Origin of the sequence: uncultured Pseudoflavonifractor sp. (genome assembly GCF_944387275.1) — a bacterium.
Classification (GTDB): Bacteria; Bacillota; Clostridia; order Oscillospirales; family Oscillospiraceae; genus Pseudoflavonifractor; species Pseudoflavonifractor intestinihominis.
Window position 1 is genome coordinate 1 of sequence record NZ_CALXEG010000070.1, and the last position, 7264, is coordinate 7264.

Below are 7264 nucleotides of genomic sequence, written 5' to 3' on the forward strand. Positions count from 1 at the left end.
ACTCTCAAATCGATACCCCCTCAGTACAATTCTCGTCCCGGCTTCCACATTCCCGGCCGAGTTCTTTACAGCAATCGACGGTTTCGTCCCATCCGGCGTGTACCAGGCGGCGCTTGTAGACGTCGCCATAACGGCGCCGATATTGGAATAGTTCATACTGAGGCACCACGGTTTCTCGTCTATTGGGCGTACAAAAATAATACCGCTATCCGCTCCGTGCTTGGCGATCTGAAAATTGCTCGAGAATTTCCCGTCCGATTTCCGGATAAACTCCATCAGCAGATTTCCCGACCAGCCGCTGGGCCGGTTGACCTGATAGATGTAAAAATCGTAGGACGTGGGATCGTCAACCGGAATCGCATAGGATATGACGTCCTCCTCTACGGTTACATCCCAGACCTGGCACGCCGGAGCGGAGCCTCCACCGCTCGGAGGGGGTACCCAGCCGCCCACGCTGAGCAGGTAATCTGTCGGTACGTCATCGGCCGGAGGAACACCCGCTCCGGTGTCACCCTGCTGTCCTTGGGGAATACCAAGGTTTAGCACCAGGTTGGGCGTCTCGCCGGTGATGGACGCGGTCACCGCAGACCCGGCGGGCAGAGTCTCCACCTGGCCGATGGTGATGTTGGGTGTCTGGCCGGGGTCGCCCGGGTCGCCTTTTCCGCCGGGGTCGCCCTGCCTGCCGGCGGGGATGCCCAGGGCAATGACAGGGGCCTCGGGCGTACCGGACACGGACACCGTGGGTTCAGCCCCTGCGGGCAGGCCGGTCACCTGGACAGAGATGTCAGGCGTGGCGCCGGTAGGGCCGACTGCGCCTCTGGGGATGGTAAACCGCAGCACCGCCTCGTTTTCCGTGCCGGTGTTCTCCACGGCGGCCTGGGTTCCGGGATCGCCGGTGACGGTCTCGCCCACTTTGATGGTGGCCGCCTTTCCGGCGGGCCCCACCGACACGTTAGGCAGGGGAAGGTCTGAGGTCACATACTCCCCCCGCTCCAGGTCCCACACCAGCCAAAAGCCCTCATCTCCGGGGACGGGCGGGTGCTCGTTTAGCTCCCGGATGTTGGCCTCCATCTGGCTGAACTCGCTGGGCACCTCCGGCCAGTTGGCGTCGCCGGACAGGCTGTCCGGGATAAAAATCCGCACCTGGTTGGTGTGGCGCACCAGCTCGCCCCGGACGCCCTTGAGCTGCACGGTGTAGTATCCGGACACAGCCAGCATCTCCGCCGTCAGGTCCACCCCCAGGCCGCCCTCCATGGGCGTCAGGGCGATGAGGTCCAGGTGCTTGTCCGCCTGCACCAGCAGCGTCCAGCTCCACCCCTCCGGGATGTCGCCCAGAATCTCCAGGCGTCGGGTCAGGTTGTCGTACTGCCGGGCGATGACCGGCCCCTCATCCTTCTTCAGCAGCCAGTCGTCAAAATGAATCATGCGCATCTCTCCTCTCCGCTCACTCCGCCGCCCGTCCGGCGGACGGCTCCTTAATCCAAGCCGTCTCACCTCCTAAAAGCGGACATTGCGGTCCTCCCAGCCGTTTTATCCGCCATCCCCGGCTTCATAGACCTGCTCCGCCTCTTCCCTGGTCAGCCGCCCGGCGGCCACAAGGGCCTCGATGCGCGCCCTGCTCCACAGGCGGGGGTAGTACTGCTTGGCCATCTCCAGCACGGTCATACCAGCATCACCCCCGTCATGGCGGCCAGGAAGTCCACGTCCGCCCGCAGCTGCTCCAGCTCGGTGGGCGGGGCGGTAGGTTCCTTCGGCTTTTCAGTGGGTGTTATGCCGATAAGACTGCCGTCCTCCATCATGAGGTCGCACCAGCCGCCGGACGCCCACACAGCGGACTCAAGATGTGGCGGGACCTCCACATACCCGGGCAGCCAGCAGGCCATCCGGTGAGACTGTCTCTGGATGTCATGGAAGCCGTTTTCCGCCTGTGTTTTTATAATCGTCATCTTTTCCACCTCACCTAAACGCCAGATAATCGTATCCCTTTCCAGTCCCGTTGCTGTCCTCAGCGTATACGGTGAATCCGTTGTCTGTAATGCTAAAACTCGAAATGTAAGAAGACGAACCTCCTCCCAGTTCGATACGAAGCGTATCAGTCGAAAAGCCCCACGCATTATAGGCGTACCCCTTTACGGCGATCAGAGAGGGCCGGAATCCCAGGTCAATCTCTACCGCGCTATCTCTCCCGTAGTCACTCGGCGTTACGCCGCTACCGCTCACCACCGACGGATCACTGCACGGATTGAGCAGCACCCACTGAGCCCCGTTATACGTGAAGAAAGCCGTCATGCCTGCGGCAATGTCGCCGGGCTTGATATTGGTGTTGGTCTGAAAATTATAGATGGACTTGGCCCCTGTGCTGTTGACGTTCAGGGTCGGATTGGCGGCGGTATTCGCATAGGAGAACCGGACACCGACGACCGCCCCGGTGTTGAGCGAGAAGCTGCTCAGGGCCACCGTCTTGGCCACTGTTGCCCCCGGGGTGGAACATGTCCCATACCCGCGTCCCAGCGTCTTGGCCGCATCCAGGGCCGTGCTCTGCCCGGTGCCGCCCCGGCTGATGCTCAGCGCCCCGCTGGTGATGTCCGCTGCGGCGTGCTGGTGGGTCTTGGCGGCGAAGAGGGCGGACAGGGCCGACTTGACGGCGCTCCACAGCACCCGCTTGGTCTTGTTCCCGTCGGCGCTGTCGGTGACCACCAGGCCGTCCCCGTCGGCGACGGCGCTCTTGCTCCCCGCCTGGGTGAGGGGCGGCTCGTATTTCAGGCCCTTCAGGCCCTCGTCCAGGCCGTGGAGGGCCTGGTCGATGGCGTCGGCGTTGCCGTTCAGGTCGGAGATGAGGACGTTGTCGTTATCCTCCGGCTTTTTCAGGCTGTAATAGGTGGTGTTGGTCACGGAAACTGTCCCTCCCTCAGGTCCTTCCAGGTCCGGCCCGCCAGCTGCCCCCAGGTGTAGGGCCTGAAGAGCCCCCACTGGTGGAAGATGTACTCATAGATAAAATCGAAGTGGGCCGGCTTGATCTCGTTGATGGCGGCGGTCAGGTCGTCGATGTTGGGGGGCACCCCCAGAATGGAGACAAACTTGACCACAAAATAGTACTGGTCGTTGTGCTCCACCACCTCCACCTGGCCGTTGGCGAAGGAGGCGGCCACGGCCTGGACCAGTGATATTGTGGGGACGCCCTGGCCACGCAGCTTGGAGAGGAGCCGGGTGCGCCGGAACTCCAGGTCCTTGGTCACGTCCGCCGGGATGCCGTAGGCGGTCTCCCACATGGCCAGCCCCCAGCCGCTGGCGGTCTGGGGCCAGAGCTGCGCCAGGGTGAAGTCCACGTCCTCCCCGGCCCTGCGCACCATCTCCCCCAGCACCCGCTGGAGCTCCGCGAAGGGCACGCTGCGGTAGAACTCCGGCAGCTGGAGCATCAGGTCGTATCTGTCCACTACTCTGTCACCTCCACCGCGCCCGCCACGGGCACCTGATCGGCCTGTATGGTCACGTCATTGGTCCCGCCGTTGACGGTCAGACTGGCGGCGTTCTCCACGCCGTCGATGGTCAGCAGCAGGGCCAGAATCCGGTTGTAGATGACGGTGTAGGCCGTGTCCTCCTCCGGGCTGTAATAGATGGCGCCGTACTTGGCCCGGATGACCCCGGCCAGGTACTCCTTCAGCCGGGCGGCAAAGGCCTCCTTGACCGTCTCCGCCGTTGTGGCGGCGGTGATGACCACCGTGGCGGAGACGTTCAGCTCCACCTCCCCGGGGGCGGCGGCGGTCACCGTGGCGCCCACGGGCCGCTGGGCGTCCAGCAGGGCCTGGCAGGCCTCCACGATCTCCGGGGACGCCGGGGCCATGTTGCTGTCCACAACGGTCACCCCCACCGTCCCCGGTCCCTGGGCCAGCTCCACCACCTTGGCGTCCCCCACCCCCGCCACGCTGAGGGCCCACTGGCGGTACTGCCAGCCGTTGGCCCCGTTGGCGGGCTTCTCCCGGCGCTCCCGGATACGGGCGAGGAGGGCGGCGTCGCTCTCGGTGTCGGTTCCGCCCTGGGCCTCCCCGTTGGTGTAGGAAGCCAGGCCCACCGCGTTGATGTACATGCGGGTGATCTCCCCCGCCCCCACGTTGTAGGCCGCGCCAGTCTCCGCCGCCTCCAGGGTGCCCTCCGCCGTGCCCCCCTGGGGGATGGTCACCGCCTCCAGCAGGAGGAACTCCAGGCCGGAGCGGGTGAGGAACACGGTGCCGGCGGGCAGGGTCGTCCCGGCGTCGCCGTTGAGGGTGAGGTCGCACCGGGCCTTGGTGCCCGGCCGGCGGGTGATGTTGAAGTAGGTGCTGCCCACCAGGTCGATGTAGGGCCCGCTGGACTCGTCCACAAAGAGCATGGACACCACGGCGGGCAGGACCTGGTAGAGCTCGCTGAGCTGCCCGGCCACGGCCCCCAGGGTGGCGTCTGCGTAGCTGCCCGCCAGGGCGGACACGCCGGCCTCCGGGCTCAGGAGGGCCAGGGCCTCGGCCTTGATGTTCTCCTGGGTTCTGTCTTCAAACACGGAATCCCTCCTTGCCGTACAGGGTGGAAAGCTCCACCGTCATGTGGAATACGGAGCCGTCAAAGGTGACGTCGGTCACCGAGCAGGCGGTGATGTAGGGAGAGGAGAGCAGGGCGTCCTGGATGTACCGGGCCGCCTCGCTGCGCTTGGTGTCCGCCTGGTAGGGCTGGCCCACCAGGTTCTCCAGCTCACAGCCGTAGTCCCAGCTGAAAGCCGGATAGCGGTACCGGGCAGTGGCCACGGCCCGCCAGGCCCAACTCTTGACGGCCTCCAGGCCCGTGACCACCACCGGGTTGCCTCCCTCCCAGAGGGGGGTGCCGGCGTCGTAGTCCATGGCCACGTCGGCGTACAGGGGCAGGTCGCCGCCCGTCTTGGCGGCGGGAATGGAAAACTGGGGAAACAGGCTCATGCTCTCACCATCCTCGCCACCAGATAATAGGTCTGTTCGTCGGCGCTCAGGAGGGCCACCGTGTCCCCGGAGCGCAGCAGCTCAGGGCCGCCCGTGTCCTCCGTCCACTGATAATCCAGCCCTGCCGCCAGATACAGGTCCTCCCGCTCCAGCTGGAGACCCCCGCAGGACACCCGCAGCCGCCCCTGTCCGGCCTCCAGCACCTCGCCCAGACGGAAGGGGGAGGGTGCCTGTCCCTTGCCCCCCAGCTTCACAATGGCGGAGGCGATGCGCCCGCCGCTCTGTTCCAGGCTGTCCATGCCCGTCCTCCTCTCACAGTTCGCTGCCCGCCCTGGTGTCGTCCACCAGGTTGCGGAAGTTCAGCGTCAGCTTGCAGTAGTACTGTCCGTTCTTCCAGGTGTGGGTGTCGCCGTCGATCCAGAACAGGCCCGACACCCCGCTGCCCGTGTCCCTCAGCAGCACCGCCTCGCCGGTGATGAGCCGGGGGTCTCCCAGGGTCTCCACCGTCAGGTTCTGCTGGAGGCCGTTGTCCTCCAGCCAGGCCTGGGCCTCGCTGCCCGCGTCCTCTCCGTCCCGCTGGGTAATCACGTGCTCCAGCCGCCCGTTGAGGGCCACGGAGTCGGCGTCCTCCACCCGGCGCACCAGCGCCCCCTCCTGGGTGCGGATGGCCACGCTGTTCTGGAGGTTGGTGATGTCCCAGGTGTTGGTCACGGCCATGGTGGAGGCGATGGACAACGACGCGCTGGTGGGCTTCTCCACCACCTCCAGGGCCCCGCCGCCGGTGAAGCGGACCAGGTAGCGCTTTCCATTTTGCTCCCCGGCCAGGCCGTAGAGGGTGCGGATGATCTTGTCCAGGGCCACGCCGGGGAATTTCCGGCTCACGCTCACGCCGGCGGCGGCCAGGGCGGCCACCGGGATGCCGTAGTCCCGGGCGATGGCGGCGGCGGCCGTCTCGGGGGTGACGCCGGAGAAGGAGTACCACCCCTCGTTGCCCACCAGGAACCGCCCCCGGTCCAGGGCGGACAGATCCACCAGGCTGTCCTGGGAGGAGGTGGTGGCGGTGAGCAGGGGGCCGGTGAACACGGTCTCCCCCGCCCGCCGCAGGGTGAGGTATGCGCCCTCCCGGAGGGCCGGAGGCGTCACGCTGCCGTCCCGTGGGACGGCCAGGGTGGCGGACAGCTCCCGGGCCGTCTGCCGGACGCTGCCGCTCCAGCTCATGGTCTGCACCAGCTGGGCGAAGTCCCGGGTCTCGCCGCCCGACGGGGCGGTGAGCAGAAGCTCATAGTCCATGGACGTTCCCCCTCACTGCCGCACCGGCCCGGGGAATTGCTCCTCCTCGTCCTGTTGACCCAGCCCGAAATACTTCAGCGTGTTCTCGGTGGCCTCGCTCCAGCTCAGCTTGGGCCAGCCGGTGTCCTTGTCCTTGGTCACCTGGGTGCTTTTGGCCGCCTGGACGCTGGGCGGCATGACCCCCTCCGCCGGCAGCTCATCCAGAGACGGCAGGGTGAGCACCTGGCCGGGCTGGAGGAGGTTGGGGTTGGCGATGCTGTTGGCGGCGGCCAATCTGTAACAGAGGCTGCCGTCGCCGTAAAACCGCTGTGCGATGCCCCACAGGCTGTCCCCCTTCACCACGGTGTAGGTGCGCTTGGAGGATGCGCCGGTGGCGCTGTCCCGGGCGGCCGTGGCCGTGCCGGAGGATACCGCCACCACCGGTGTCTCCGGCTTGCGGTACTGCCGCAGGATGATGGTGGCGTAGATGTCGTTGGTGCCGTCCTGCTCGCCGTACTCCACGCTCTCGATGAGCACCAGGGCGTTGGTGGGCGTGCCCGAGACCAGAAAGCGCACCGGCGTGCCGCTGTCGCTCCAGCGTTCCAGCTGCTCCAGGTAGCGGTAGGGGTTGGCCACCGCGCCCGGGTTGCAGAAGGAGTAGAGCCTGGCGGGCAGCAGGGCCTCCAGGGTGCAGCTGCCCAGCAGGGCCCCGCCGGGCAGGTTGATCTCCCCCACCTGGTCCAGCTGGACGGTCTCCACCCGGTTGGCGTGGGTCCAGGAATAGGAGCTGGGGGTCACGGGGAGCACCAGCTCCCGCCCCGCCTGCTCCTCCAGCAGGCTGATGGTGCGCCTCATCCGATCACCCCCGCCGCCAGCTTCCGCTCCAGCAGGTCGGCCAGGGTCTGGGCCACCGCCTCCACCGACATGTCCGCGCCGAACTGGTTGTTGCTGATGGTGATTTGGAAGGTTGTCCCGCTCTTGCGGCTCTGCTCCCCTGCCTCACGGGCGGTGAGCACCCGCTCGTCCTGGTGGAGGTAGTACAGCCCGTTCCGGGG

General features: G+C 66.3%; 10 protein-coding genes and 1 pseudogene. All 11 read right to left on the reverse strand.

The window, feature by feature from the left end; all coding sequences use genetic code 11:
• Positions 1 to 1425 (reverse strand): annotated as a pseudogene (locus tag Q0K23_RS12515) (hypothetical protein); the annotation flags it as partial.
• A gap of 105 nt (positions 1426 to 1530) precedes the next feature.
• A complete protein-coding gene (locus tag Q0K23_RS12520) occupies positions 1531 to 1665 on the reverse strand; it encodes an XkdX family protein (protein ID WP_294522891.1) in 135 nt (44 codons plus the stop codon).
• Positions 1662 to 1946, reverse strand: a complete 285-nt coding sequence (locus Q0K23_RS12525; RefSeq protein ID WP_294522893.1) for a toxin-antitoxin system toxin subunit — start codon at positions 1944 to 1946, stop codon at positions 1662 to 1664. The genes Q0K23_RS12520 and Q0K23_RS12525 overlap by 4 nt, the downstream gene beginning before the upstream one ends.
• A 10-nt stretch (positions 1947 to 1956) precedes the next feature.
• Positions 1957 to 2892, reverse strand: a complete 936-nt coding sequence (locus tag Q0K23_RS12530; RefSeq protein ID WP_294522895.1) for a hypothetical protein — start codon at positions 2890 to 2892, stop codon at positions 1957 to 1959.
• Entirely contained in the window at positions 2889 to 3434 is a 546-nt protein-coding gene (locus Q0K23_RS12535; RefSeq protein ID WP_294522897.1) for a putative phage tail protein, read from the reverse strand. The genes Q0K23_RS12530 and Q0K23_RS12535 overlap by 4 nt, the downstream gene beginning before the upstream one ends.
• On the reverse strand, positions 3434 to 4531 hold the full coding sequence (locus Q0K23_RS12540) for a baseplate J/gp47 family protein (protein ID WP_294522898.1): 1098 nt from the start codon (positions 4529 to 4531) through the stop codon (positions 3434 to 3436). The genes Q0K23_RS12535 and Q0K23_RS12540 overlap by 1 nt, the downstream gene beginning before the upstream one ends.
• Positions 4524 to 4940, reverse strand: a complete 417-nt coding sequence (locus Q0K23_RS12545) for a DUF2634 domain-containing protein (RefSeq protein WP_294522901.1) — start codon at positions 4938 to 4940, stop codon at positions 4524 to 4526. The genes Q0K23_RS12540 and Q0K23_RS12545 overlap by 8 nt, the downstream gene beginning before the upstream one ends.
• Entirely contained in the window at positions 4937 to 5239 is a 303-nt protein-coding gene (locus tag Q0K23_RS12550) for a hypothetical protein (protein WP_294522905.1), read from the reverse strand. The genes Q0K23_RS12545 and Q0K23_RS12550 overlap by 4 nt, the downstream gene beginning before the upstream one ends.
• Before the next feature lie 13 nt (positions 5240 to 5252).
• On the reverse strand, positions 5253 to 6230 hold the full coding sequence (locus Q0K23_RS12555; RefSeq protein WP_294522909.1) for a hypothetical protein: 978 nt from the start codon (positions 6228 to 6230) through the stop codon (positions 5253 to 5255).
• Between the two features lie 12 nt (positions 6231 to 6242).
• A complete protein-coding gene (locus Q0K23_RS12560; protein ID WP_294522912.1) occupies positions 6243 to 7064 on the reverse strand; it encodes a LysM peptidoglycan-binding domain-containing protein in 822 nt (273 codons plus the stop codon).
• Positions 7061 to 7264 (reverse strand): hypothetical protein (locus tag Q0K23_RS12565; protein WP_294522914.1); only part of this gene is annotated, 204 nt, incomplete at its 5' end. The genes Q0K23_RS12565 and Q0K23_RS12560, both read right to left, overlap by 4 nt.

Bases quoted from the DNA above. Each gene is read 5' to 3' on its own strand.
- Q0K23_RS12520 (WP_294522891.1), bottom strand. From the start codon at position 1,665: ATGACCGTGCTGGAGATGGCCAAGCAGTACTACCCCCGCCTGTGGAGC.
- Q0K23_RS12525 (WP_294522893.1), bottom strand. From the start codon at position 1,946: ATGACGATTATAAAAACACAGGCGGAAAACGGCTTCCATGACATCCAG.
- Q0K23_RS12545 (WP_294522901.1), bottom strand. From the start codon at position 4,940: ATGAGCCTGTTTCCCCAGTTTTCCATTCCCGCCGCCAAGACGGGCGGC.
- Q0K23_RS12550 (WP_294522905.1), bottom strand. From the start codon at position 5,239: ATGGACAGCCTGGAACAGAGCGGCGGGCGCATCGCCTCCGCCATTGTG.
- Q0K23_RS12555 (WP_294522909.1), bottom strand. From the start codon at position 6,230: ATGGACTATGAGCTTCTGCTCACCGCCCCGTCGGGCGGCGAGACCCGG.
- Q0K23_RS12560 (WP_294522912.1), bottom strand. From the start codon at position 7,064: ATGAGGCGCACCATCAGCCTGCTGGAGGAGCAGGCGGGGCGGGAGCTG.